Raw genomic sequence first — 24,911 nt, 5'->3', positions numbered from 1 at the left:
ATCCACATTACGGTTTCCCGAGCCGTCGAGCGGGAGACTCGTCCCGAGCGGGCAGAGCCGCCCGTGATCCGTGAGGGGGAACGACAGTGACGGGAAATCACGCGTACACCGGTGGAATCGCCAACGCCCGGCGGACCCGACTGGGCAACGGCTGGGTGCCGTCGCACCTCGCCGACCCCCGCGAGTACGAGGTGACAAACGGTCCGGTGGCCAACGAGCGCCGGTCCCGGGCGGAGGACGAGGCCGAGGGCACCGAGGCCTGACCGGCCGCCGCGCCACGCACCGATCGGGCGTGTGGTGGGCGCCCCCGCCACACGCCCACGCCACCACCGGGCCGAGTGACTAGGCTCGGCCGGGTGGAGCAGACCCGAGGCCGGTTCGCCGAGCCGCCGCTGACACCCCGCACCGCCGTGATCTGGTCGGTGCTCCGCGCCGAGCTGGACCGGCGCGGCGACGCCGAGCTGACCGTGCTGGACGTGGGAGGCGGCACCGGCGGTTTCGCCGTTCCGCTGGCCCGCGCCGGGCATCGGGTCACCGTCGTCGACGCCAGCCCCGACGCGCTCGCCGCGCTCACCCGCCGCGCCGCCGAGGCCGGGGTGGCCGACCGGATCGCCGCCGTGCAGGGCGACGGTGACGCCCTCGCCGGGCTGGTCGAGCCGGCCGGCGTCGACCTGGTGCTCTGCCACGCCGTCCTGGAGGTGGTCGACGACCCGACGCCGGTGGTGACCGCGCTGGCCACCGCGCTGCGCCCGGGTGGCGCGGCCAGTGTGCTGGTGGCCGGCCGAGCCGCCGCCGTGCTGGGCCGCGCGATGAACGGGCACCTGGACGTCGCGACCACCCTGGCCGCCGATCCGGCCGGCACCGCGGGCCCGCGCGACACGCTGCGCCGACGCTACGACGCCCCCGGCGCCGCCGCGCTGCTCGGTGCCGCCGGGCTGGTGGTCGAGGAGATCCACGGGGTACGCGTGCTGGCCGACCTGCTGCCGGCCGCGGTCGCCGACGGGCAGTCCGCCGCCGTGGTCGAGCTGGAACGTGCGCTGGCCGCCCAACCGCCGTACCGGGACCTGGCCGCCCAACTGCACCTGTTCGCCCGCCGGCCGGCATGACCGCCGAGCCGGGTGGCCGGCCGGCGCCGCTGGAGATCCTCGGGCCGGACCACGGCGGCGGTCGCCTCGCCGAGGTGCTCCCCAGCGCGCTGGCCGTGCTCGGGGTCCCCGGCTCGACCGACCCGCTCGGGCTCCGGCCCGCGCTGGCCGGGGTACGCCGGATCGCCGTGCTGCTCGTCGACGGGCTCGGGTGGTACCAGCTGCCGACCGCGGCGCCGTACGCGCCGACCCTCGCCGGGCTCGCCGCGACGGTGGCCCGACCGCTCATCGCCGGTTTCCCGTCCACCACCCCGACCAGCCTGGTGTCACTGGGCACCGGCGTCGCGCCGGGCGCGCACGGCGTGCTCGGCTTCACCGTGCGGGTGCCCGGCACCGATCGGGTGCTCACCCACACCGACTGGGCCGCGGATCCGTCGCCACTGCGCTGGCAGCCGGTGCCCACCCAGTTGGAGCGGGCCCGCGCCGCCGGCGTGACGACGACCGTGGTGAGCCGGCCGGAGTTCGGCGGCACCGGGTTGACAGTGGCCGCCAACCGGGGTGGCGACTTCCGGGGCGCCGTCGGCGGGGACGCGGTGGCCACCGCCATGCTGGCCGCGCTGGCCGCCGGCACCGGGCCCACCCTGGTCTCCGGCTACCACGCCGACCTGGACCGGCACGGCCACCTCAGCGGCGTCGACTCGGCACTCTGGCGGGTCGCCGCCACCGAGGTGGACGCCCTGGTCGCCCGACTGGTCGACGGGCTGCCCCCGGACGCGGCGCTGCTGGTGACCGCCGACCACGGGCAGCTCGACATCCCTGCCGCGCACCGCTTCGACCTGGACATCGATCCGCGACTGCGCGCCGGCGTGCGACTGGTGGCCGGCGAGGCCAGGGTGCGCTACCTGCACGTCGAGCCGGGCGCGGTCGACGACGTGCGGGCCGCCTGGTCGGAGGTGCTGGGCGCCGCGGCCCGGGTACGCACCCGCGACGAGGTGGTGGCCACCGGCTGGTTCGGGCCGGTGCCCGAGGAGCACCTGGGCCGGATCGGCGACGTGGTGGTGATCTGCAACGACACGTACGCGGTCATGGCCAGTCGCACTGAGCGGCCGATGGCGTCGAAGTTGGTGGCCTACCACGGGTCGGACACCGCCGCGGAGCTGACCGTGCCGCTGCTGGTCGTCCGGGGCTGACCCGGGGACGGTTCGCCCGCTGGCCGGTGGTGGTGTCGTACCTCCGGATTAACCTGCCGGGATGGGCCGCAGCCAGTCGTTGCCCCGGGGCGACGATCCGCGCTTCGGGCCGGACGCCGACGACTCCGCCAGCCCGATCCTGCACGTCGACATGGACGCCTTCTTCGCCGCCGTCGAGGTGCGCCGCCGCCCTGAGCTGCGCGGCCGGCCGGTGGTCGTCGGCGGTGTCGGCCCGCGCGGGGTGGTCAGCTCGGCCAGCTACGAGGCCCGCCGGTACGGCGTCCGCAGCGCGATGCCGACCAGTCAGGCCCGGGCCCGCTGCCCCCACGCGGTCTATCTGCCACCGGATTTTTCCGCCTACACGGCCGCCTCCCGGGCCGTCATGCAGATCTTCCGGGACGTCACGCCGCTGGTCGAGCCGCTCTCCCTCGACGAGGCGTTCCTCGACGTGACCGGCGCCCGTCGGCTCTTCGGCTCCCCGGCCACCATCGCCCGGCTGATCCGTCGCCGGGTCGCCGACGAACAGGCGCTGACCTGCTCGGTCGGGGTGGCGCCGACCAAGTTCGTGGCCAAGCTGGGCTCCACCCGGGCCAAGCCGGACGGCCTGCTGGTCGTGCCCCCGGGGCAGGTGCTCGACTTCCTGCACCCGCTGCCGGTGGACGCCCTGTGGGGGGTGGGGGAGCGCGCCGCCGAGGCACTACGCCGGCTCGGCCTGACCACGGTCGGCGACCTCGCCGAGGCGCCGGTGGGCATGCTCCGCCGAGCCGTCGGTGCCGCCTCGGCGTCGCACCTGCACGAGTTGGCCTGGGGGCGCGACCCGCGCGGGGTCAGCCCCGAGCACGTCGACAAGTCGATCGGCGCCGAGGTGACCTTCGACGTCGACGTGGCCGACCCGCTGGAGATCCGCCGTGCGTTGCTCGCGCTCAGTGCGAAGGTCGGTGTCCGGTTGCGCGGCTCCGGGCAGGTCGGGCGCACCGTCTCACTCAAGGTCCGACTGGCCGACTTCCGCACCGTCAGCCGGTCTCGCACCCTCGACGTTCCCACCGACACCGCCCGCGAGATGTTCGACACGGTCTGGGCGCTCTACACCGTGTTGGACCCGGGCGAGCGGATCCGACTCGTCGGTGTCCGGGTGGAAGGGCTCGCCTCGGCACAGGGCGCTCCCCGGCAACTCACCCTCGGCGCGCCCGAGCGCGGCTGGCGCGAGGCGGAAGCTGCCGCGGACGCCGCCGCTGCCCGTTTCGGGCGGTCCGTCATAGGTCCGGCCAGTCTGATGGGCGACCGTGATCCCCGTCGAAACGAAAATCCACCCCGCCCATAGGTCGTCCCGCTTTCCGACGCGCGACCCCCCTCGTAGACTTGCGGGTAAGCAGCCGGATGGCTGCCACGGTCTGTCGGCCCGAGTGGGCCCGACCAACGTGACCGGGGAGGAGTGCCGTGCCGCTCTCGGAGCACGAGCAGCGGCTGTTCGAGCAGATCGAGCGGTCGCTTGCCGAGGACCCCAAATTCGCCTCGGCCGTGCGCGCCAGCGATCCGCGCTTCCATGCGCGGCGTCGCCTGCTCGTCGCCGCCGGCGTCATCATCGCTGGCTTGGCTCTACTGGTCTATGGCGCGGTGATCAAGACTCCACCGCTGGCGGTGGCGGGCTTCGTCGTCATGCTGGCGTCGGCCGCGTTCGCGGTGCAGTCGCACCGGCGGGCGCAGTCACCCGACCTGCACGTGGTGGGCGGCACGACGAGTCGTCGTCGTCCCCGCGGTGGCCGATCCGGTCGCCGGTCGTCACTCCTGGACCGCATGGAGGACAGGTGGCGGCAGCGCCCGGAGGGGCACCGCTGAGCCGGTCCCGCCGCTGAGGCGGGCCGTACGCCGCGACGAGCGGTCGCCGGGCACAGCCCCGGCGACCTCCGGCGTATCCGCGCGCCCTCTACCGCTGCCAGCCCCGCCGACTCCCCGGCCGCGCCGCCGCGCCGGCCGCGCCGCCGCGCCGGCCGCGCCGCCGCGCCGGCCGCGCCGCCGCGCCGGCCGCGCCGCCGCGCCGGCCGCGCCGGTGTCCGACGCATGATCAGGTGATGAGAAGTAGGCACGAGACGTCCCGCAGACCTACTTCTCATCACCTGATCATGGAAACGGTAAGCCGGGCGCAGGGGCTGAGGCGGCGGTGGGCCGCCGCCCCAGCCCAAGCCAACTGGTCGGTCAGCGAGCGGCCCGGTCGGCCAGCAGCCGTCGAGGGTTCCACCGCAGCAGTCGGTACCGGGCCTGCCCGGTGAGCGCCACCATCCGGCTGGACCTGTCGGCCATGGTGGTGCGCCAGCGCAGCAGCACCGAGGGCGGCAGCACGGCGGCGAGCAGGCGGGTCCGTCGGTCCGCCCGTGTGGCGAGCGCCGCACGGACCGCGCGTAGCGCCGGCAGCAACCGCTCACCGGTCAGCGGATCGCGCGCGTAGCGCGCCCGCTCCTCCGCCCGGCCGAGCAGCCGCGCCGACCCGATCGCGTCGTCATCGTCGAGGGCGTCCCGGACAAGCCGGTCCGCGGTCGCCCTGGGCGTCTCGGTCGGATCGACCGGGACCCGGAAGTCCACAAGCGTGTCGAGCAGCTCCGCCCAGGCGGCGTGCGCGTCCGCGCGGGCCCGGTTGGCGTCCGCGGTGACCACCACCGGACGTGCCCCCGGCTCGCTGCCGCCGTCGACAGTGGCGGAGGCCATCGCCACGCTCGCCGCGCGGCCACTGCGACGGCGGCGCAGTGCCATCCGGCGCAGGGCGGGCAGCGCGAGCAGCACCAGCAGGGCCACCAGGCCCGCCGCCCACCAGGGCCAGACCGGTGGCTGCTCGTTCGGTGTCGTTCCGCCGAGGGCCAGCCCTTCGTCGATGTCCCGGTCGGCGTTGTCCGAGCCCTCCGGGCCGGTCGAGGCGCCCGGGTCCGTCGGGGTGCTCGTGGCGCCGCTGCTCGGGCTGGGTGCCTCCGGCGCGTCAGTGTCCGGTGCCCAGGCCGACCGGGTCGAGCCGGGAACCCCGTACGCCGGGGTGGCGTCGAACGGCACCCAACCGGCCCCGTCGAAGTAGACCTCGGTCCAGGCGTGCAGGTTGAGGTTGGTGAGCGTGAAGGTGTCACCGTCGCGCTTGCTGCCGTTGGTGAACCCGAACGCCACCCGGGCCGGGATGCCGGCCGAGCGGACCAGCCAGGCCATCGCTGCGGCGTACTGCTGGCAGTAGCCGACCTTGTTGGTCAGGAAGTTGACGATGTCCTGACCGCTGCTGCCGCTCTCGGTGCTCAACCGGTAGCTGAACCCGTTGTCCGCCGAGAAGTGCCGGTAGATCGCCAACACCTTGTCGTAATCCGTGCGCTTGCCCTGGATCAGCCCCTTGACCAGCTCTTCCACCTCGGACACCGGCCCGGGGGTGGCGGTCATCTGTCGGCGTACGGGGTGCTCGGTCGGCAGCGGCTTCGCGGCCCGCAAGGCATCTTGCGTGAAGGTCGAGCGGACGTAGTCGAAGGAGTACTTCCGACCGCGGGAGTTCTCCCGGTTGGAGAAGACGACCTGCTGGTTGGCGTCGTAGAGCCAGTTGTCGCTGAGGTCGTCGGCGCGGGTCGGTTCGGCATACACCGGCATCAGCGACATGCTCAAGCTCTTGGTGACCTCGACGGTCGCCTGGTAGGTGGCCTGCTGCACACCTGGACCGGCCCGGTCGGCCGGGTTCGGCAGGTCCTTGTTGACCGACCGGCCGCTGGGGTTGCGCGCCTGGAAACCAGTGGGGCGCAGCTCGTCGGCGACCGCGTAGCGCAGGTAGAACGGGCTCTGCTCGGACGTCTTCACCTTTACCAGGTCGGCCACCTGGGACTGGTTGAGCTGGCCGGCGAGCGAGGCGAACAGGTCGATCCGACCCGACGTGCCGCCCGAGCCGGACCCGTTGCCGGTGCCGTTGCCCGGCCCTTGGCTGAGCGAGTCGAGCAGCCCGCCGGTCATGCCGGGCACCGCCAGCGGCAGCATCACCGCCAGGGCCACCCCGACCGCCGCGAGCCGACGGCCGGCGGACGCCAACGGAGAGGCCTCCCACACGTCGACGTCGCGGCCATCACCGGTGAACCGGCGCCCGAAGCGACGCACCCGGTCGACGTTGTCGGTGACCAGCAGCCAGAGGTAACCGGCGGCGCCCACCACGAACGGCACCGCGGGGACGCTGTCCACGTAGACGGCGACCGGCACCGAGTAGATGGCGAGCATCGGCAGCCCCGCCAGCGCGGGCCGGCGCAGCCCCACGGCCAGTACGTCCACCAGCACGGCCACCGCGCCGACGCCGAGCACGGCGATGAACAGCAGCGGGTCGGTGTCCGGGACCTCGACCCCGTACGAGCGCATGTCCTGCATGGAGCCGGCGAGCAGGTCGCCGAAGTACGCGAACGTGCCCGGTGTGGGCAGGATCGCGAACAGCTCCTGGCCGCTGGGGAACAACCAGGTCAGGGCGAGCATCAGGCCGGCCAGCATGCCCAGCACCTGGCCCCACAGAGGTGCCCGGGCGAGGCGGGTCAGCGCGGCCACCCCGGCCACCACGGCGACCGCGATGATCGACTCGATCAACCACGTCCAGCCCTGGAAGATGGCCGACAACGGCGCGGCGGCCAGCAGCGTGGCAGCGGCAGCCACCATGCCGATGTTCCGACTGCTGATCATGAGGGGAGCCTTCCGTTCATCGCACACCGCCGGCGACCGTCTCGGCCAGCGCGGCCCGCAGGGCGAACCCCTGGGCGCCCCGACCGACCTGCGGCCACAGCGCCGGCAGCCGGCCGCCGTGGTCGACGCCGACCACCCGCCAGCCACTCTGCAACATGGCGAGGACGGCGGCGGCGTGGGCGTGCTCCGCCTCGGCCCGCGCCTTCTCCGGCAGGCTGAGCCAGGTGGAGCTGTTCAGCATGAAGCCGACGCAGGTGGCGCCGTTGCCCCGCAGCCCGGCCAGCAGCTCCGCCTCGGCGACGCTCACAGTGCCGAACAGGCCGATGATCAGACCGCCGTCGGCGCGTTGGCGGACCCGCTGCACGAGGCCGGTGACCTCGGCGCGCTGATCCAGTCGGACCTCCGCGAGGTGGTCGAGCAGCGCGCCGTCCCCGCCGGCCTCCGAGGCATCCACATCTGCCCCCGAGCCGGTGACCAGGCGCAACTTGTAACCGGCCTGCCGCAGGTGGACGGCGATGCTCGCGGCGGCCGAGACCGACCACTCGAAACTGGCCGTCGGCCCCTCGCCCCGGTGGCCGTACGCCCGGGTGTCCAGGACGACGGTGGCCCGGCTCTCCCACGGTTGCTCCTCGCGGCGCACCATCAGCTCACCGGTGCGGGCCGTGGACTTCCAGTGCACCCGGCGCAGGTCGTCGCCGCGCCGGTACTCCCGGGTCGCCGCGTCGTCCTCGCCGTGCACCGCCACCGAGCGGGCCCGGCTGTCGCCGCTGCCCGCGTACTCCCCGGGGAGCCGGACCGACGGCAGCGGGGTGACCTGCGGGATGACCGTCAGGTGGTCGGTGCTGGGAAAGGAGCGGGTGAGTTCACAGAGACCGAACGGGTCGGTCATCCGGACCACCAGCGGGCCCACGTCGTAGCGACCCCGCACGTCGGCCCGCACCGTGTACGCCACGGAGCTGGCCTGGTGCGCGCCGAGCCGCTCCAACACCACCCGGGGCCGGCTGCCCAGAGCGTAGGGCAGCCGGTCCTCCAGGAGCAGGGTGCCGGTCGGCAGCCGGGAGAGGTTCTGCAGGCGCAGCACCACCCGGGAGTTGGCGCCGACCGGAACCCGGTGCGGGTCCAGGGAACGGTTGCAGGCCAGCTTGTAGCGGCTCCGCCCGACGTAGGCGGCGGCCAGCAACGGCAGGATGGCCAACAGCACAGCCACCCGGAGCAGGTCCTTCTCGCCGAGGATGCCGGCCGAGACCGCCGCCGCGACCGCAGCGGCGAGGAAGGACCGCCCGCGCGTGGTCAGCCCGCGTAGCCCGGCACGCACGTCATGGCCTCCGCGGCTCGTAGGGTGCGCGACCGTTGCCGGTGGCGGGTGGCCGGGTGTCGTACGGGTTGCGCTGCCGGTCGTGCGGCAGCGGCAGTCGGTGCACCAGCTCGGAGACGATCGCGTCGGTGGTGCGCCGGGCGAGCTGCGCGTCGGCGGTCGGGATGATGCGGTGGGCGAGCACCGGCACCGCCAGGGCCTGCAGATCGTCGGGGAGGACGTAGTCGCGGCCCTCCAGGGCGGCGACCGCCCGGGCGGTGCGCAACAGTTGCAGGGTCGCCCGGGGGGACGCGCCGAGCCGCAGGTCGGGGGCCTCGCGGGTGGCGGTGACCAGGTCGATCGCGTACTGCTTGACCGCGTCCGCCACGTGCACCTGCCGGACGGTGGCGATCAACTGCCGGACGATGGCCGCGTCGGAGACCGCGCGCAGCTCGTTCAGCGGGTCGGTGGCACCGTGCCCGTCGAGCATGGCCAGCTCGGCGTTGGAGTCCGGGTAACCCATCGCGATGCGGGCGGTGAACCGGTCGCGCTGCGCCTCCGGCAGCGGGTAGGTCCCCTCCATCTCGATCGGGTTCTGGGTGGCGATCACCATGAAGGGGGTCTGGAGCTGGTACGTCACCCCGTCGACGGTGACCTGCCGTTCCTCCATGCACTCCAGCAACGCCGACTGGGTCTTCGGCGAGGCCCGGTTGATCTCGTCGCCGACCACCAGGTTGGCGAACACGGCGCCGGGGCGGAACTCGAAGTCGTGCGTCTCCTGGTTGTAGACGCTGACCCCGGTGACGTCGCTGGGCAGCAGGTCGGGGGTGAACTGGATTCGTCGCACGGTGCAGTCGATGGACCGCGCGAGGGCCTTGGCAAGCTTGGTCTTGCCGACACCCGGGACATCTTCGATAAGGAGGTGACCCTCGGCGAGCAGGACGGCCAGGGCGAGCCGCACGGTGGCGGTCTTACCCTCGATGACCTGCTCGATGTTGGCCACGATGGCCTCGCTGGCGGCGCGGAACTCGTCGTGCGGCAACAGGCCGCCCACCTCGTCCCAGGTCTGTTGTGTCACGGGCCTCCTCCTCGTCGCCGTCACGGCAGCTCTCTAGAGAGCACCTGGACCCGCCGTTGGGTTCGCGACGTCGAGCCTCGTTTGCCGCAGGAATCTCACTAGTCTCTCAGGCTAACCATGTTTGTCGTTATCGCCGACCCCCGCAGGTAGTCCGCCGGTTACGCCCCGGAATATTCGCCGGGGAGGAGTGGCCGCCGCTTCACCGGGTAACCGGCCGGTCGCTCGTGTGGACCGGCCGGTCGGTAGGGGCGACATCTACGAGCGGGCCGACGACGGTGGCGTACGCCTCGGCGGCGGCGTGGCGCAGTGGCGTCTGCACGCCGACCACGTCGACGTGGCAGCCGGCGGGACTACGCCACAGTGCTGCTGACCAACGCCACCGCCACCTCCAGCCCGGCGTACTGCAAGGACGCCGTGGTCTTCAACTCCCAGCAGTGCGGGGGCTTCACCACCGACACGGCCCGGTTCGCCGCGGCCGGGTGACCGGCTCGCCTCCCGCCCGGCGGCGGCACGCCGTCGCACCGGACGGCGAGGTACACTGCGGGGCATGGCCGGAGTCTTCCTGCTTCTTACCGGGCCGTGCTGATGCGCTGAACGCAGCGACAGCACGGCGGCCCCTCCTGCGCGAGGGGCTTTTTTGTGCCCGCCACCGGCCCGGCCCGGTGGCGCCGAGACGAAGCGAAGCGAAGCGAGGAGAGACGATGAGTGAGGCAGCCGCACCGGCGGGCGACATTCCCCCGTTCCGGTACACCGCGGCCCTGGCCGACGAGATCGAGATTCGTTGGCAGGACACCTGGGCGCGCGAGGGCACCTTCCACGCACCGAACCCGACCGGCCCGCTGGCCGACCCGACCCACCCACGCGCCGGCGCGGAGAAGCTGTACGTGCTGGACATGTTCCCGTACCCCTCCGGGGCGGGCCTGCACGTCGGCCACCCGCTGGGCTACATCGGCACCGACTGCTACGCCCGCTACCAGCGGATGGCCGGCCGCAACGTGCTGCACGCGATGGGCTTTGACGCGTTCGGCCTGCCCGCCGAGCAGTACGCGGTGCAGACCGGCACCCACCCCCGGACCACCACGGTCGCAAACATCGAGCGGTACAAGGCGCAGCTGCGCCGGCTGGGGCTGGCCCACGACGAACGCCGCTCGGTGGCCACCATCGACACCGACTTCTACCGCTGGACCCAGTGGATCTTCCTGCAGATCTTCAACTCCTGGTACGACGGTGACGCCGGCCGGGCCCGTCCGATCGCGGAGCTGATCGCCGAGTTCGAGGGCGGTAACCGGCCCACCCCGGACGGCCGCGCCTGGGCCGAGCTGAGCGTCGCCGAGCGTCGCCAGGTCGTCGACGACCACCGCCTGGCGTACGTCTCGCAGGCGCCGGTGAACTGGTGCCCGGGGCTGGGCACCGTGCTGGCAAACGAGGAGGTCACCGCCGACGGCCGTTCCGAGCGGGGCAACTTCCCGGTCTTCAAGCGCAACCTGAAGCAGTGGATGATGCGGATCACCGCGTACGGTGACCGGCTGCTGGACGACCTGGACAGCCTGGACTGGCCCGAGCCGATCAAGCTGATGCAGCGCAACTGGATCGGCCGCTCCACCGGCGCCCACATCGACTTCCCGACCAGCGCGGCACCGGTGCGGGTGTTCACGACCCGCCCGGACACCGTCTTCGGCGCCACCTACATGGTGCTGGCACCCGAGCACGAGCTGGTCGACACGCTGGCGCCGGCCAACTGGCCGGACGGGACGAGGGACGCCTGGACCGGCGGGCACGCCGGCCCCCGGGAGGCCGTCGAGGCGTACCGCAAGGCGGCAGCCGCCAAGACCGACGTCGAGCGGCAGTCCGACACCAAGGAGAAGACCGGCGTCTTCATCGGCGCGTACGCCACCAACCCGGTCACCGGTGGGCAGATCCCGATCTTCATCGCCGACTACGTGCTGGCCGGCTACGGCACCGGCGCGATCATGGCGGTGCCGGCGCAGGACGAGCGGGACTGGGCGTTCGCCGAGGTCTTCGAGCTGCCCATCGTCCGTACCGTGCAGCCGTCGGAGGGCTTCGACGGCAAGGCGTACACCGGGGACGGTCCGGCGATCAACAGCGCCGCGCCCGAGCGCGGCCTGGACCTGAACGGCCTGGGGGTCGCCGACGCCAAGGCGGCGATCATCGCCTGGCTGGAGGCGAACGGGCACGGCGCCGGCGCCGTGACCTACCGGCTGCGCGACTGGCTGTTCTCCCGGCAGCGTTACTGGGGCGAACCGTTCCCCATCGTCTACGACGAGACCGGCGCGGCCATCGCCCTGCCGGAGGAGATGCTGCCGGTCGAGCTGCCGGAGGTGGACGACTTCTCCCCGAAGACGTTCGACGCCGACGACGCCAACAGCAACCCGGAGACCCCGCTGTCGCGGCGGCGCGACTGGGTCGAGGTCGAACTGGACCTGGGTGACGGACCGAAGCGCTACACCCGGGAAACCAACGTGATGCCGCAGTGGGCCGGCTCCTGCTGGTACGAGCTGCGCTATCTGGACCCGACCAACAGCGAGCGGTTCGTCGACGCGGAGAACGAGCGGTACTGGATGGGCCCGCGCGCCGACGGTGACTGCGGGGGCACCGACCTGTACGTCGGTGGCGCCGAGCACGCCGTGCTGCACCTGCTGTACGCGCGGTTCTGGCACAAGGTGCTGTTCGACCTGGGGCACGTGTCGTCGTTCGAGCCGTTCCGCAAGCTGTTCAACCAGGGCATGATCCAGGCGTACGCCTACACCGACTCGCGCGGCAGCTACGTGCAGGCCGAGGACGTCTTCGAGCGCGACGGCGCCTACTACCTGGGTGACCTGGCGGTCAACCGCGAGTACGGCAAGATGGGCAAGTCGCTGAAGAACGTGGTGACGCCCGACGACATGTGCGCCGCCTACGGCGCGGACACCTTCCGGGTGTACGAGATGTCGATGGGCCCGCTGGAGGTTTCCCGCCCCTGGGAGACCCGTGCGGTGGTCGGCTCGTACCGGTTCCTGCAGCGGGTGTGGCGGGCCGTCGTCGACGAGCAGACCGGCGCCCTGCGGATCACCGAGGACCCGGCCGACGAGGCGACCCGCCGGCTGCTGCACAAGGTGATCGACGGGGTCCGTGGCGACATGGACGGCATCCGGTTCAACACCGCGATCGCCAAGCTGATCGAGCTGACCAACGGGCTGACCCGACTGTCGGCCACGCCCCGCGAGGTGGCCGAGCCGCTGGTGCTGATGGTGGCGCCGTTCGCCCCGCACGTGGCCGAGGAGCTGTGGCGCAAGCTGGGCCACGACACCTCGCTGACGTACGCGGACTTCCCGACCGCCGACCCGGCGCTGCTGGTGGCCGACACGGTGACCTACCCGGTGCAGGTCAACGGCAAGGTCCGTGGTCGCATCGAGGTCCCCGCCGACGCCTCCGAGGAGAGCGTCCGCGCGGCGGCCCTGGACGCGGTGGCGGCGACCCTGAACGGCAAGGAACCCCGCAAGGTCATCGTGGTCAAGGGACGGATGGTCTCGGTCGTCGCCTGACGCGAGCGAGCCCCGTCCCGTCCCGTCCCGTCCCGCCCCGCCCCGTCCCGTCGATCTTGCAGTTTCGGTTGATGTTTCGCCCCCTGCGTCACGGTATGTCGGGACAGAAACTGCAAGATCGGCGGGCGCGGGCGCGGGCGCGGGCGCGGGCGCGGGGGCCGGTCAGACCGGCATGGCGCGACGGCGGCTGCGTTCGGCGCGCCACCACTGGTGGATGAGCACCAGGCTGGCGATCAGGCCGAGGCTGGCCGGGGCGGCGGCGTACCAGTTGACGTGGCCGGGGGAGCTGACCGCCGCGCCGATCGCCGCGTAGCCGAAGGCGGTCGGCGCGGACGCGATCACGCTGCCGGCCAGGAACGGCAGCACCCGGGCGCCGGTGGTGCCGTAGCCGTAGCTGACCAGGCCGAAGCCGGCGATCGGCAGCAGCCGGACGGTGACCACACCGAGCACGCTCTGCCGGGCGAACCAGCCGTCGAGGCGGGCCAGGCGACCGCGGACCCGTTCGGCCACGAACTCCCGACCGAGCAACCGGCCGACCGTGAAACCGATCGCCGCCGCCACCAGCGCGGCGCTCAGGGCGTACGCGGCGCCCTCCAGCGGGCCGAAGATCGCACCTGCGGCGAGCGTGATGAAGGTCCGGGGCACCAGCGCGACCAGCAGCAGCGCACCACCGAGGATCGCCGCCACCGGGGCGAGGTCGCCCAGCCGGTCGGCGACCAGCGGCAACTGCGCCGGATCCGGCCGCGGCACCAGCAGCAGCAGTAACCCGCACCCGCCGATCAGCAGGACGAGCAGGGCGAATCGGGCGGCCGACGGCTGCCGGAGCAGCCGCCGGACGGCACGGATCATGCCCGGGCGGCGGCCACCGCGGAGCGGCGCTCGTTGCGGAGCCGGTCCGACCAGGTGTCGTCCAACGGCGGGAGCTGGTGTGCCCCGGTGGCCCAGCGCAGCAGCAGGTCGGCCAGGGCCGGGTTGCGAGCCAGCGCCGGCCCGTGCGAGTAGGTGCCCAGCAACTTGCCGCGCCACGCGCCCTCGGTGGCACCGTCGTTGCCCACCCCGGCGGTGACCCGGGCCAGCGGGGAGACCTCCGGACCGAGGTGGGTGCGGCCGCCGTGGTTCTCGAAACCGGTCAGCGGGGGCAGGCCCAGCCGGGGGTCGATCTCACCGGCCAACTCGCCCACGGCCCGGCTCTCGCCCCGGTCGGAACGCAGGTCGAGCAGCTCCAGCCCGCGGCACTGCACACCCTTGGCGAAGAACGAGGTGCCGAGCAGCTGGTAGCCGGCGCAGACGCCGAACACCACCGAGCCCTGCGCGACGGCGCGGTGCAGGCCGCCGTCGGCCAGCAGCCGCTGTGCGCCGAGCGCCTGCGGGCCGTCCTCGCCGCCACCGACCAGGTAGATGTCGGCGGTCGCGGGCAGCCGCTCGTCGGAGCGGACCTCCAGCACCTCGACCGGCATCCCACGCTGACGGGCCCGCCGGGCGAGGATCAGGGCGTTGCCCCGGTCTCCGTAGGTGGAGAGCAGGTCGGGGTAGATCCAGACGATGCGCAGACTCTCAGATGACACGGTCCAACTCCGCTCGGATGTCCTGGAACGCGGTGTAGTTCGCGATGACCTCCAGCCGCCCTGGCGGGACCGACCGGAGGGCGTCGTCGAACGTGCGGACGTGCTGGAACGGCACGTCGTTGACGTCCAGTCGAACCGCCAGGTCGTATGCCCGGTCGCCGGTGATCAACACCTGCCGGCCGCGGAGCGGGGCGAAGTCGACGTCGTACAGCCAGGAGGTGTCCAGACCGTCGGGGTCGCGCGCGTTGATGGAGAGCAGGGTCGGCGCCTCGTCGGCCATGTCGAACGCCTCCAGCCAACTGGCCGGGTTCTTGGCCAGCAGCAGCCGGATGTTGCGCCCGTCCTTGTCGACCTGGGCGTAGCGGCCGGCCACCGAGGTGACGATGCCGAGGCGGGACACCGCGTCGACCGGGCGGACGCCGAACTCGGCGGCCACCGCCAGCGCGGTCGCCGCGTTGCCGAGGTTGACCTTGCCGGGCAGTTGCAGGGAGACCTTGTGCCAGGCGCCGGTGGGGTCGAGCACGCCCTCGTCCTCGACGACCCAGTGCGGCTCCGGTCGGCGTAGCGGGCAGCCGGTGCACCACCACTGCTCGCCGGAGCGCTGGATGGTGGAGCCGCACTCCGGGCAGACCCAGGAGTCGTCGTGCCAGCGTTGGCCGGCACTGAACCACGTCACGTGCGGCGGGTTGATGCCCCGGGCGGGGTCGCCAGGTGGGGTGGCTGCCCACACGACCAGCGGGTCGTCGGCGTTGGCCACCACCCGTACGTCGGTGTGCCGGACCAGCGCCGCGCGCCAGAGCTGCGCCATCATGGCGACCTCCTTGGCGCGGTCGAGCTGGTCGCGGGAGAGGTTGAGCAGCGCGACCACGTGCGGCTCGGTCGCCTCCAGCACCTGCGCCAGGTAGTGCTCGTCGACCTCCAGCACCGCGTACGGGGTGCTGCCGGCCTTGGCCAGCGCCGAGGTGTGCCCGCTGGGCATGTTGGCGCCGAACGAGTTGGTGGCGACCCGGCCGAGCACGCCGACCGCGGCGGAGGTCAATCGGGTGGTGGTGGTCTTGCCGTTGGTGCCGGAGACGAGCGCGATCGCGCGCCCGGCCGACAGGTGGGCCAGCAGGTCCGGGTCGATCTTCAGGCCGATCCACCCGCCGATCACTGAACCGTCGCCACGGCCGGCCGCCCGGGAGAGCGCCGCGGCGGTCCGTGACACGGAGCTGGCCACCTTGGCCCGTAGGGGCATTTTCGCGTCCGTCACGCGAGCGAGGTTACCGGACCGCCGACCCCACCAGATCGCCGCCGACGGTGAACCGTTCGGCAGTGGTGGCTGCGCGGGCGGCCGGGTCGGCCTCCCCCGGACGGAGTCGATCTATGTCGGAAAGCGGACCACGCCGAGGGGCGGCCGAAGCCCTCCACTCCGCTCCACCCCTTGTGACGTGCGGTTTTGTCCCCGGGTCAGGCGCGCCACGCGGGCGAATTTGGTTGCGGGTGGAGGGAAGTGGAGTAGAGTGGGGACCAATGGTGAGGCCGGGAGGGCTCACCGGCCCGGGGGGTCAGCGGCGCCGCGAACGCCGCTCAAGGGCGAGGGGGTTGGGCCGATGTTCCTCGGCACCCACACTCCGCGCCTGGACGAAAAGGGCCGGTTGATCCTTCCGGCCAAGTTCCGGGATGAGCTGGCGGGGGGTGTCGTGGTCACTAAAGGGCAGGAGCGCTGCCTCTACGTCTTCCCGACCCCTGAGTTCCAGCGGATCGCGGAGCAGTTGCGCGCACAGCCGATGACCCACAAGGCGGCCCGGGCCTACAGCCGGGTCTTCTTTGCCAGCGCGCACGACGAGGTTCCGGACAAGCAGGGTCGGGTGACCATCCCGGCTCACCTGCGGGCCTATGCCGCGTTGGACCGCGAGTTGGTGGTGATCGGCGCGAGCACACGGGTGGAGATCTGGGACAAGGTCGCCTGGGAGACCTACCTCGCCGAGAGCGAAGACGACTTCGCCGACATCGAGGAGGGGGTGCTGCCCGGCGGTCTGTAGGGCGGTAACGGCGCCCGACGTACTGCGAGATCTCCAGCCGCTTTCGAGTTCCTGGCATCACTTCCCCGGTGCCAGGCGCACGATCCAGTCATTGGGCGACGGTCCGGTGTCAGGCGGGAGCGGATGGGGATCTGGCGGTACGACGGCAGCGCCGTCCGACGACAGGCGCACGAGAAGAACGGACGTTTCAACCAGTGGGGGTCATCATGGGGGAGTTGCGCGGCACGCACGTGCCGGTGCTGCTCGAGCGGTGTCTCGAGCTGCTGGCCCCCGCGCTGGGTCGAGGCGGCCGGACGGTCCACGTCGACGCGACGCTCGGTCTGGCCGGGCATGCGGAGGCGGTGCTCGAGGCGCATCCGGAGACGGTCCTGATCGGGCTCGACCGGGACACCGAGGCGCTCGCTCACGCGCGGGTCCGGCTGGCCCGGTTCGCCGATCGGGTGCACCTGGAGCACGCCGTCTACGACGAGTTGCCGGACGTGCTGGACCGGCTGGGTTATCCGGCCATCGACGGCATCCTGTTCGACCTGGGTGTCTCGTCGTTGCAGTTGGACGCGCCCGACCGAGGGTTCGCGTACGCCCAGGACGCGCCGTTGGACATGCGGATGGACCAGACCCGGGGTGTGACCGCCGAAGAGGTGGTCAACACGTACGCGCATCCGGACCTGGCCCGGGTGCTGCGGGTCTACGGCGAGGAGAAGTTCGCCGGCCGGATCGCCTCGGCGATCATCCGGCAGCGGGAGCGGGCCCGGATCACCTCGTCCGCGCTGCTGGCGGAGCTGGTTCGGGACTCCATTCCGGCACCAGCCCGACGAACGGGTGGTCACCCGGCAAAGAGAACGTTTCAGGCTTTACGGATCGAGGTAAACAGAGAGCTGGCAGCGCTGGAGACAGCGTTGCCATCCGCACTCGACGCACTGACCGTGGGCGGTCGCATGGTGGTCCTGTCCTACCACTCGCTGGAGGACAGGCTCACCAAGGCGGCCCTCACGGACCGGGTCCGCAGTAAGGGCCCGATTGACCTCCCGGTCGAGCTTCCCGGGTCCGGTCCGACGTTCCGGCTGCTCAGCCGGGGCGCCGAACTGCCGGGGGAGGCGGAGGTCGCCGCGAACCCGCGGGCCGCCTCGGTGCGGCTGCGGGCCGCGGAGCGACTCGACCCGAACGCGACTGAGCTTGGGCGGACCGACCGCGAACGGTCTCGCCGACGGGTGAAGGGAATGCACCAACCGGGCACGGGGTCCGCCTGATCCGTGGGGGGTCAGGGGCACCGGGACGGCTAGAGGGACGGTGAGGGGGAGGGACATGAGCATTGACAAGCGCGACCGCCGGGACGTCACCGGCGGCGGGCAGCGCGCACCGCGGTCGGGGGGCCGGACCGCGGCGGAGCGGGCTCCGCGCCTCGGAAACGGTACGCCACGCATCGATCGAGTGAACCGGCAGGGGGAGACTCGCGCCCGGGGGGCGCGCGAGTTCCCGACTCAGGGCACCGCCGCGCTGCGGCCGGTCGAGAAGGCCGCCAGTGCCACCAGCGCCCGCCCGCCGCGGCTGCGGGTGGCGCCGCCGCCGCCGATCTCGGTGCCGCGTGCGCCGTTCGCGGCACTGATCGTGGTGCTGGTGGTCGGCGGGGTGCTGGGCATCCTGGCGGTCAACACCAAGATCAATGAGAACGCGTTCCGGCTGGAGCGGTTGCAGCAGCAGCAGGCTCAACTGGACCTGGAGAAGCAGCAACTGGACAAGCAGATCGCCGACTTCGAGGCGCCGGGCAACCTGACCGCCGAGGCGCGGCGGTTGGGCCTGGTCGACGCCGGCGAGCCGGGCTACATCCGGCTGCCGGACGGCAAGACCATCGGTGTGCCGCAGCCGGCGAACGGCCAGCCGTCGGTGACCAGCCAGGGCGCGGGAGGCTGACCGGTGCCACCAAGGTCTGACGAGCCGCGCCGGGACCCTACGGGGTCCCGGCGCGGTTCTGCACGTGATGCCGGGGCCGCCGACGGTGAGCCGCGCACCGGCGAGCCGGGTATCGGGGGCATCTCCGGTGCCCGGGCGTACACCCCGAGAGGTCGGACCGTCCGCGAGGAGCGCGGTACGCCGGCGCGCGGTCAGGGCGCCGAGCAGCGGCGTACGCCGCGCAGCACCCGGTCCGGTGACCCGTTCCGGCCGGCGTTGCAGGTGCTCGACGGCGGTCGGGCCGCCGCCCGGGCCGGCCGGCGCGACGCTCCGGCGGCCGGACGCGGTGGGGTGGTGCGCACCGTCGCGCCGCGTACCCCCCGTGGCCCGGGTGGGGACGAGCCGCCGCCGCGTCGCCGGACCACGCCACGCGCGCCGCGGCGCACCGACCGACCGGCGGCCCGGCGGCCGTCGCGCAAGCCACGACGCCCGCCGAAGCTGGCCGACTCGCGGCTGCGGCTGCGGCTGGGCACTGTGCTCGCCCTGACTCTCTTCGCCACCATCGGGATCCGGCTGATCTTCCTCCAGACGGTCGACGCTCCGGCGTACGCCGGGGGTGGCATCAGCGACCGCCTCCGCACGGTCGAGCTGCCGGCGCCGCGGGGCGCGATCTACGACAGCACCGGCGCGCCGCTGGCCCGCAGTGTCGAGGCCCGGTACGTGTACGCCGACCCGACCGAGGTGAAGGACTCGGCCGCCGTCGCCAAGGCGATCTCCCCGCTGCTCGGCATCCCGGTGTCGAAGCTCGTGGAGCTGATGAAGCCTCGCAAGCTGGAGGACGGTAAGGCGTCCCGATTCGTGTACCTGGCGCGGGGAGTGGATATCTCCACCGCCAAGCGGGTGCAGGCGCTTGAGCTCCTCGGCATCGGGGTGCACCGCGACGAGCGCCGTGAGGTGCCCGGCGGTGACCTGGCGGCCAACCTGATCGGCTTCACCAGCCAGGACATGGTCGGGTTGGAAGGGCTGGAGGCCCGCTACGACGACGTGCTCGCCGGTCAGGACGGCAAACGGGTGTACGAGGCCGGCCTCGGCGACCTCGCCGCGCCCATTCCGGGTGGCTACAGCCGGACCACGCTCGCCAAGCCGGGCAGTTCGCTCGCTCTCACCCTCAACCGCGACCTCCAGTTCCGGACGCAGCAGATCCTCAGCGCGGGCATGGCCCAGGCGCCGGGCGGCACCGGCGCCGCCGTGGTCATCGAGATTCCCACCGGCGCGGTGCTGGCCCAGGCCAGCAACCCCACCTACGACGCGGCGAAGCCGGTGCCCAGCGACCCGGTCGCCCGGGAGGACGCCGCGACCAGCTTCGTGGTCGACCCCGGCTCGGTGCACAAGGCGATCACCTACGGCGCGGCCCTGCAGGAGGGGGTGATCACGCCGGACACCACGTTGCCGATCGCCAACAACATCAAGATGGGCGACACCTGGTTCTCCGACACGCACCCGGCCGACGGCAGGCGGATGAGCGTGCCGGGGATGCTCGCCTACTCGTCGAACGTCGGCACCATCACCATCGCCGAGAAGCTCGGCCGGGACCGGTTGATCGACTACCAGAAGCGGTTCGGGCTGGGTAAGCCGACCGGCGAGGGGATGCCCGGCGAGGCCAGCGGGCGACTGCTGCCGGCCGACGAGTGGAGCGGGTCGTCGCGCGGGTCGGTGCCGATCGGGCACAGCGTCGATGCCACCCCGTTGCAGATGGCCGCCGCGTACGCCGCCATCGCCAACAACGGCACGTACGTGCAGCCGCACCTGGTCAAGGAGGTGATCGGCCCGGACGGCAAGCGCACCCCCGCGCCGGCCCCGGTGACCCGGTCGGTGCTCAGCCCGCAGAACGCGGCGGCCCTGCGCACCATGCTGGAGGCGGTCACCACCGTCGACCACGCCACCGGCCTGACCGCCGCGGTCCCCGGTTACCGGGTCGCCGGCAAGACCGGCACCGGGTGGCGGCTGGTGAACGGCAAGAAGCAGCCCGGTGAGGTGTCCTCGTTCATCGGCATGGCCCCCGCCGAGAACCCCCGCTACGTGATCGCCGTCTTCGTCTACGCGCCCAACGGCGGGGGCGCGGCGATCGCCAATCCAGCGTTCCGCGACATGATGCAGTTCACTCTGCGTCACTACCGGGTGCCGCCCTCGACCGGCGGATCCGCGCCCAAGTTCGTGGTCTATCCGCGCTGAGCAGCGATGGCGGGACATCATCGGTGAGTGCCGACGAACCACCGGGGCGGCTGTGCGGCCGGAACCGGACGACCGGGTAGGGTCTGACGCCGTGCCCGGCAATCCACGTCCACGTACCGTGACCGGAGTCCGGCTCGGTGATCTCGCCGTCCGGCTCGCCGTCGACCTTCCGGCGGACGCCGCCGCGGTGGTCGTCTCCGGGGTCACCCACGCCAGCCAGGAGGTTCGCCCCGGCGACCTGTACGCGGCGCTGCCCGGTGCCCGTCGGCACGGCGCGGAGTTCGCCGCCGGCGCCGTCGAGGCGGGTGCGGTGGCGCTGCTGACCGACCCGGCCGGCGCGGAGTTGGCGGCGGGAACCGGCCTGCCCACCCTGGTGGTGCCCGACCCGCGCGCCGTGCTCGGCGAGCTGGCCTCGGCCGTGTACGGCGACCCGACAGCCGATCTCACAGTGATCGGGGTGACCGGCACCGCGGGCAAGACCTCCACCGCGTACCTGATCGAGTCGGGGCTGCGGGCCGCCGGGCACACCACCGGGCTGGTCGGGACGGTGGAGACCCGGCTCGGCGATCTGGTGATCGACAGTGTCCGCACCACCCCCGAGGCGACCGACCTGCACGCCATGCTGGCCACCGCCCGCGAGCGTGGGGTCACCGCAGTGGTCATGGAGGTCTCCAGCCACGCGCTGGCCATGGGCCGGGTGGGCGGTGTGCGGTTCGCCGTCGGCGGTTACACCAACTTCGGCTCCGACCACCTGGACTTCCACGCCGACAGCGACGACTACTTCGCCGCGAAGGCCCAACTGTTCGACGGGCGCTGCGCGGTCGAGGTGCTCAACCACGACGACCCGGCGTTGAAGCCGCTGCTCAAGCCGAGCACTGTCACCTACTCGGCGGCCGGTGAGCAGGGCGCGACCTGGTGGGCCGACGGTGTGGGTGGCGAGGGGTACGCGCAGCGGTTCACCGCGCACGGCCCGAACGGCGTGGCCCTGTCCGCCGGTGTCGCGCTGCCCGGCCGGCACAACGTGGCCAACGCGCTGCTGGCCATCGCCGCACTGGTCGGTGCCGGGGTGGACCCGGTGACCGCGGCGACCGGTGTGGCCGCCTGCGGGGGCGTCCCGGGCCGGCTGGAGCTGGTCGACGTGGCCGCGCCGGTGCGCGGGGTGGTCGACTACGCCCACAAGTCGGACGCGATCGTGGCCGCGCTGGCCGCGCTGCGCGAGTTGAGCGCCGGCCGACTGATCTGTGTGATCGGCGCCGGTGGGGACCGGGACCGGGGCAAGCGGCCGGTGATGGGCGCCGCCGCGGCGGAGGGAGCCGACGTGGTGCTGGTGACCGACGACAACCCGCGCACCGAGGACCCGGGGGAGATCCGCGCCGAGGTGCTCGCCGGGGCGTACCGGGCCGGCACGGCCGCCCGGATCATCGAGGTGGCGGGCCGCCGCGCCGCGATCGACGAGGCGGTGCGGCTGGCCCAGCCGGGCGACGTGATCGCGCTGCTCGGCAAGGGCCACGAACGCGGCCAGGAGGTGGCGGGCCAGGTGCTTCCGTTCGACGACAGCATCGAGTTGGCCGAGGCGCTGCGCGCCCGCTTCGGGGACCTGGCGGGTCAGCCGTGATCACGCTGAGCCTGGCCGAGGTGGCCGCGGCGGTCGACGGGCGGCTGGTGGCCGCCGACCCGGCCGCCACCGTCACCGGATCGGTGGAGTTCGACTCGCGCAAGGTGGGGCCCGGTTCGCTCTTCGTGGCCTTCCCGGGGGAGAAGGTCGACGGGCACGACTACGCGGCGACGGCGATCCAGGCCGGCGCGGTGGCGGTGCTCGGCAGCCGAGAGGTGCCCGGGGTGCCGATGGTGCTGGTCGACGACGCCCTGACCGCGATGGGTCGACTGGCCCGCGCCGCGGTGGACCGGCTGCCCGGGCTGACCGTGATCGGCGTGACCGGCTCGTCCGGCAAGACCACCACGAAGGACCTGATCGGTCAGCTCACCTCCCGGCTCGGGGCCACTGTGGCGCCACCCGGCTCGTTCAACAACGAGCTGGGGCACCCGTACACCGCCCTGCGGGCTGACCCGGACACCCGCTACCTGGTGATGGAGAAGGGCGCGCGCGGGGTCGGGCACGTGCGGTACCTGTGCGAGCTGGTGCCGCCCCGGATCTCCGTGGTGCTCAACGTCGGCACCTCGCACATCGGCGAGTTCGGCTCGCAGGACGCCATCGCCCTGGCCAAGGGCGAGCTGGTGGAGGCGCTGCCGCCGGACGGGCTGGCCGTGCTGAACGCCGACGATCCCCGGGTGGACGCGATGGCGAGCCGCACCCAGGCCCGGGTGGTCCGCTACGGCGAGGCGCCCGACGCCGACGTGCGCGCCGAGGACGTCACGCTCGACGAGCGGGGTCACCCGTCGTACACCCTGGTCACCCCGGAGGGACGCGCGCCGGTGCGGCTCCGGCTGGCCGGCCGCCACCAGGTCGGGAACACGCTCGCTGCGGCGGCGGTCGTCCGGGAGCTGGGCATGCCGCTGGCCGAGCTGGCCACGGCCCTCGGAGAACTGGGGCTGGTCTCGACCCGACGGATGGACGTCTTCGACCGCCCCGACGGGGTGACCGTGATCGACGACTCGTACAACGCCAACCCGGCCTCGATGGCGGTAGCGGTGCGGGCGCTGGCGAGCATGGGCCAGGGGCGGCGTACCGTCGCGGTGCTTGGTTACATGGCCGAGCTGGGCCCGTTCGAGTACGACGGCCACGCCGAGGTCGGCCAACTCGCGGCCGAGCTGGGTGTCGACCGGCTGCTCGTGGTGGGTGAGCCGGCCGCGCCGATCCACGAAGGCGCGACAGCGGTAGCAAACTGGGGAGGAGAGTCGGTGCTGCTCACCGATCAGGCGGCGGCCGTCGAGGTGCTGCGGAGCGAGCTACGACCGGGTGATGTCGTCCTGGTCAAGGGCTCCCGGTACCGCACCTGGGAGGTGGCCGACGCCCTGCGCGCCGACGCCGGTGGGGAGTCGACCCGATGAGGGCGGTCATCGTCGCCATCGGGGTGGCCTTCCTCGTCTCGCTCTTCTGCACCCCGATCGCGATCAAGGTGTTCACCCGGCTCAAGGCCGGTCAGCCGATCCGGTCCGACGGCCCGGCCATGCACCAGGGCAAGAAGGGCACGCCCACGATGGGTGGCGTGGTCTTCATCCTCGCCACGGTGATCGCGTACGTGGCCGGGCACCTCGCCCTGACCACCCTGCCGGACCAGCAGATCGCCCAGGTGGAGCCGACCATCACCGCGCTGGTACTGCTGGGGCTGATGGTCTTCTCCGGCGCTGTGGGTTTCCTCGACGACTTCCTCAAGGTGCGCAAGCGCAACAGCGCCGGGCTGAACAAGCGCGGCAAGTTGCTCGGGCAGATCCTGGTCGGTGCGGTCTTCGGGGTGATCGCGCTGTGGTTCCCGAGCACGATGACCAACGGTTCGGGCCTGGCGACCAACACCGAGACGGTGGGCAGCACCACGCTGAGCTTCATCCGGGACATCGACTTCCTGGAGGTCAGCAAGGTCGGCGCGGTGATCATCTTCATCTTCGTGGTGATGGCCGCGACGAACGGCGTCAACCTCACCGACGGCCTGGACGGTCTGGCCACCGGCGCGTCGGTGATGGTGCTCGCCGCGTACGCGCTGATCGCGTTCTGGCAGTACCGGCACTGGTGCGCCGACCCGAACTACACCCAGCCGTACTGCTACGAGGTCCGCGACCCGTTGGAGATCGCGCTGATCGCCGGGGCGGCGGCCGGGGCCTGTGTGGGCTTCCTCTGGTGGAACACGTCCCCGGCGCGGATCTTCATGGGTGACACCGGGGCGTTGGGGCTGGGCGGTCTGATCGCCGGCATGGCGATGTCCACCCGCACCATCCTGCTGCTGCCGATCATCGGCGGGCTCTTCGTGATCATCACGATGTCCGTGGTGATCCAGATCATCTCCTTCAAGACCACCGGTAAACGGGTGTTCCGAATGTCTCCGCTCCAGCACCACTTCGAGCTGGCCGGCTGGAGCGAGGTCAACATCGTGGTCCGTTTCTGGATCATCGCCGGCATCGGCGTGGCCATCGCCCTGGGCCTGTTCTACAGCGAGTTCCTCGCCAACATGACCTGATCCGCGGGCCGACGCCCCGCGCCCCACCCCCTCATCCGTCGATCTTGCACTTTCGGATGGCGGAACGTCCTTTATGGGCGTTTTGCCGGCACGGAAAGTGCAAGATCGACGCGGGAGGGCGGCGTGGGGGTGGGTTCGACACGCCCGGTGAGGCGTTGTGGGGCGGTGGGGCGTGTTCAGCGGTGATGATGTCGGGGTGGGGGAGGAAATCGGCACCGA

At 72.6% G+C, this 24,911-nt stretch carries 20 protein-coding genes; 14 read left to right on the top strand and 6 right to left on the bottom strand.

Annotated elements, in window-relative coordinates:
- The first annotated feature begins 86 nt into the window (after positions 1–86).
- The 5 genes from ACFYP0_RS11905 to ACFYP0_RS11885 all read left to right on the top strand — a co-directional run bounded on the left by ACFYP0_RS11905 (position 87) and on the right by ACFYP0_RS11885 (position 4,111).
- On the top strand, positions 87–263 hold the full coding sequence (locus ACFYP0_RS11905; RefSeq protein ID WP_167493679.1) for a hypothetical protein: 177 nt from the start codon (positions 87–89) through the stop codon (positions 261–263).
- 75 nt (positions 264–338) lie between these two features.
- The gene (locus ACFYP0_RS11900) at positions 339–1,106 is read left to right on the top strand and encodes a methyltransferase domain-containing protein (protein ID WP_124853937.1); all 768 of its coding nucleotides are present in this window, start codon (positions 339–341) and stop codon (positions 1,104–1,106) included.
- Entirely contained in the window at positions 1,103–2,275 is a 1,173-nt protein-coding gene (locus tag ACFYP0_RS11895; RefSeq protein ID WP_356981098.1) for an alkaline phosphatase family protein, read from the top strand. The genes ACFYP0_RS11900 and ACFYP0_RS11895 overlap by 4 nt, the downstream gene beginning before the upstream one ends.
- Before the next feature lie 61 nt (positions 2,276–2,336).
- Positions 2,337–3,596, top strand: a complete 1,260-nt coding sequence (locus tag ACFYP0_RS11890; RefSeq protein ID WP_124853935.1) for a DNA polymerase IV — start codon at positions 2,337–2,339, stop codon at positions 3,594–3,596.
- 116 nt (positions 3,597–3,712) lie between these two features.
- Positions 3,713–4,111, top strand: coding sequence for a DUF3040 domain-containing protein (locus ACFYP0_RS11885; protein WP_088988398.1), 399 nt, complete (start codon positions 3,713–3,715; stop codon positions 4,109–4,111).
- A gap of 357 nt (positions 4,112–4,468) precedes the next feature.
- Here ACFYP0_RS11885 and ACFYP0_RS11880 read toward each other — a convergent pair whose 3' ends face one another.
- The 3 genes from ACFYP0_RS11880 to ACFYP0_RS11870 are packed head-to-tail and all read right to left on the bottom strand — an operon-like array spanning position 4,469 to position 9,312.
- Positions 4,469–6,940: a transglutaminase TgpA family protein gene (locus ACFYP0_RS11880; protein WP_356979680.1), complete on the bottom strand. Its 2,472-nt coding sequence runs from the start codon at positions 6,938–6,940 to the stop codon at positions 4,469–4,471.
- A gap of 16 nt (positions 6,941–6,956) precedes the next feature.
- Complete coding sequence (locus ACFYP0_RS11875; RefSeq protein WP_355580870.1) at positions 6,957–8,255, bottom strand: DUF58 domain-containing protein; 1,299 nt, start codon at positions 8,253–8,255, stop codon at positions 6,957–6,959.
- A 1-nt stretch (position 8,256) separates the two neighbouring features.
- Positions 8,257–9,312, bottom strand: a complete 1,056-nt coding sequence (locus tag ACFYP0_RS11870) for an AAA family ATPase (RefSeq protein WP_355494220.1) — start codon at positions 9,310–9,312, stop codon at positions 8,257–8,259.
- 306 nt (positions 9,313–9,618) lie between these two features.
- Between ACFYP0_RS11870 and ACFYP0_RS11865 the strand changes: the two genes are divergently transcribed.
- Positions 9,619–9,795 carry a hypothetical protein gene (locus ACFYP0_RS11865; protein WP_356979678.1) on the top strand — a complete coding sequence of 59 codons (177 nt, stop codon included), beginning with the start codon at positions 9,619–9,621 and terminating at the stop codon, positions 9,793–9,795.
- Between the two features lie 218 nt (positions 9,796–10,013).
- Positions 10,014–12,854 carry a leucine--tRNA ligase gene (gene leuS, locus ACFYP0_RS11860; RefSeq protein ID WP_355494221.1) on the top strand — a complete coding sequence of 947 codons (2,841 nt, stop codon included), beginning with the start codon at positions 10,014–10,016 and terminating at the stop codon, positions 12,852–12,854.
- 162 nt (positions 12,855–13,016) lie between these two features.
- Here leuS and ACFYP0_RS11855 read toward each other — a convergent pair whose 3' ends face one another.
- The 3 genes from ACFYP0_RS11855 to ACFYP0_RS11845 are packed head-to-tail and all read right to left on the bottom strand — an operon-like array spanning position 13,017 to position 15,656.
- Complete coding sequence (locus ACFYP0_RS11855; protein WP_356979676.1) at positions 13,017–13,703, bottom strand: TVP38/TMEM64 family protein; 687 nt, start codon at positions 13,701–13,703, stop codon at positions 13,017–13,019.
- Positions 13,700–14,419 (bottom strand): type 1 glutamine amidotransferase, encoded by a 720-nt coding sequence (locus tag ACFYP0_RS11850; protein WP_091407683.1) that lies wholly within the window; start codon positions 14,417–14,419, stop codon positions 13,700–13,702. Before ACFYP0_RS11850 ends, ACFYP0_RS11855 begins: the two co-directional genes overlap by 4 nt.
- Positions 14,409–15,656, bottom strand: coding sequence for a MurT ligase domain-containing protein (locus tag ACFYP0_RS11845; RefSeq protein ID WP_124859488.1), 1,248 nt, complete (start codon positions 15,654–15,656; stop codon positions 14,409–14,411). The genes ACFYP0_RS11850 and ACFYP0_RS11845 overlap by 11 nt, the downstream gene beginning before the upstream one ends.
- A 355-nt stretch (positions 15,657–16,011) precedes the next feature.
- On the opposite strand from ACFYP0_RS11845, the gene mraZ reads away from it, so the two are divergent.
- The 7 genes from mraZ (at position 16,012) to mraY (ending at position 24,692) form a co-directional block, all read left to right on the top strand.
- Positions 16,012–16,443, top strand: coding sequence for a division/cell wall cluster transcriptional repressor MraZ (gene mraZ, locus ACFYP0_RS11840; RefSeq protein ID WP_030488958.1), 432 nt, complete (start codon positions 16,012–16,014; stop codon positions 16,441–16,443).
- Between the two features lie 206 nt (positions 16,444–16,649).
- Complete coding sequence (rsmH, locus tag ACFYP0_RS11835; RefSeq protein WP_124859486.1) at positions 16,650–17,690, top strand: 16S rRNA (cytosine(1402)-N(4))-methyltransferase RsmH; 1,041 nt, start codon at positions 16,650–16,652, stop codon at positions 17,688–17,690.
- A gap of 55 nt (positions 17,691–17,745) precedes the next feature.
- Positions 17,746–18,351, top strand: a complete 606-nt coding sequence (locus tag ACFYP0_RS11830; RefSeq protein WP_124859410.1) for a hypothetical protein — start codon at positions 17,746–17,748, stop codon at positions 18,349–18,351.
- A 3-nt stretch (positions 18,352–18,354) separates the two neighbouring features.
- On the top strand, positions 18,355–20,562 hold the full coding sequence (locus ACFYP0_RS11825) for a peptidoglycan D,D-transpeptidase FtsI family protein (protein WP_386995612.1): 2,208 nt from the start codon (positions 18,355–18,357) through the stop codon (positions 20,560–20,562).
- 52 nt (positions 20,563–20,614) lie between these two features.
- Positions 20,615–22,177 (top strand): UDP-N-acetylmuramoyl-L-alanyl-D-glutamate--2,6-diaminopimelate ligase, encoded by a 1,563-nt coding sequence (locus ACFYP0_RS11820; protein ID WP_386995610.1) that lies wholly within the window; start codon positions 20,615–20,617, stop codon positions 22,175–22,177.
- Positions 22,174–23,571, top strand: a complete 1,398-nt coding sequence (locus ACFYP0_RS11815; RefSeq protein WP_124859404.1) for a UDP-N-acetylmuramoyl-tripeptide--D-alanyl-D-alanine ligase — start codon at positions 22,174–22,176, stop codon at positions 23,569–23,571. The genes ACFYP0_RS11820 and ACFYP0_RS11815 overlap by 4 nt, the downstream gene beginning before the upstream one ends.
- On the top strand, positions 23,568–24,692 hold the full coding sequence (mraY, locus tag ACFYP0_RS11810; RefSeq protein WP_030334519.1) for a phospho-N-acetylmuramoyl-pentapeptide-transferase: 1,125 nt from the start codon (positions 23,568–23,570) through the stop codon (positions 24,690–24,692). Before ACFYP0_RS11815 ends, mraY begins: the two co-directional genes overlap by 4 nt.
- Positions 24,693–24,911: the final 219 nt, after the last annotated feature.

Source organism: Micromonospora arida (genome assembly GCF_042873195.1).
Taxonomy (GTDB): Bacteria; Actinomycetota; Actinomycetes; order Mycobacteriales; family Micromonosporaceae; genus Micromonospora; species Micromonospora arida.
Note: the sequence above shows the minus strand (reverse complement) of the source record. Positions and strands in the feature narration are given on the sequence as shown.

What these genes read in the sequence shown, in the direction of transcription:
- ACFYP0_RS11845 (WP_124859488.1), bottom strand. Translation starts at nt 15,656, where the DNA reads ATGCCCCTACGGGCCAAGGTGGCCAGCTCCGTGTCACGGACCGCCGCG.
- leuS (WP_355494221.1), top strand. Translation starts at nt 10,014, where the DNA reads ATGAGTGAGGCAGCCGCACCGGCGGGCGACATTCCCCCGTTCCGGTAC.
- ACFYP0_RS11895 (WP_356981098.1), top strand. Translation starts at nt 1,103, where the DNA reads ATGACCGCCGAGCCGGGTGGCCGGCCGGCGCCGCTGGAGATCCTCGGG.
- ACFYP0_RS11830 (WP_124859410.1), top strand. Translation starts at nt 17,746, where the DNA reads ATGAGCATTGACAAGCGCGACCGCCGGGACGTCACCGGCGGCGGGCAG.
- ACFYP0_RS11880 (WP_356979680.1), bottom strand. Translation starts at nt 6,940, where the DNA reads ATGATCAGCAGTCGGAACATCGGCATGGTGGCTGCCGCTGCCACGCTG.
- mraY (WP_030334519.1), top strand. Translation starts at nt 23,568, where the DNA reads ATGAGGGCGGTCATCGTCGCCATCGGGGTGGCCTTCCTCGTCTCGCTC.
- ACFYP0_RS11855 (WP_356979676.1), bottom strand. Translation starts at nt 13,703, where the DNA reads ATGATCCGTGCCGTCCGGCGGCTGCTCCGGCAGCCGTCGGCCGCCCGA.
- ACFYP0_RS11890 (WP_124853935.1), top strand. Translation starts at nt 2,337, where the DNA reads ATGGGCCGCAGCCAGTCGTTGCCCCGGGGCGACGATCCGCGCTTCGGG.
- rsmH (WP_124859486.1), top strand. Translation starts at nt 16,650, where the DNA reads ATGGGGGAGTTGCGCGGCACGCACGTGCCGGTGCTGCTCGAGCGGTGT.
- mraZ (WP_030488958.1), top strand. Translation starts at nt 16,012, where the DNA reads ATGTTCCTCGGCACCCACACTCCGCGCCTGGACGAAAAGGGCCGGTTG.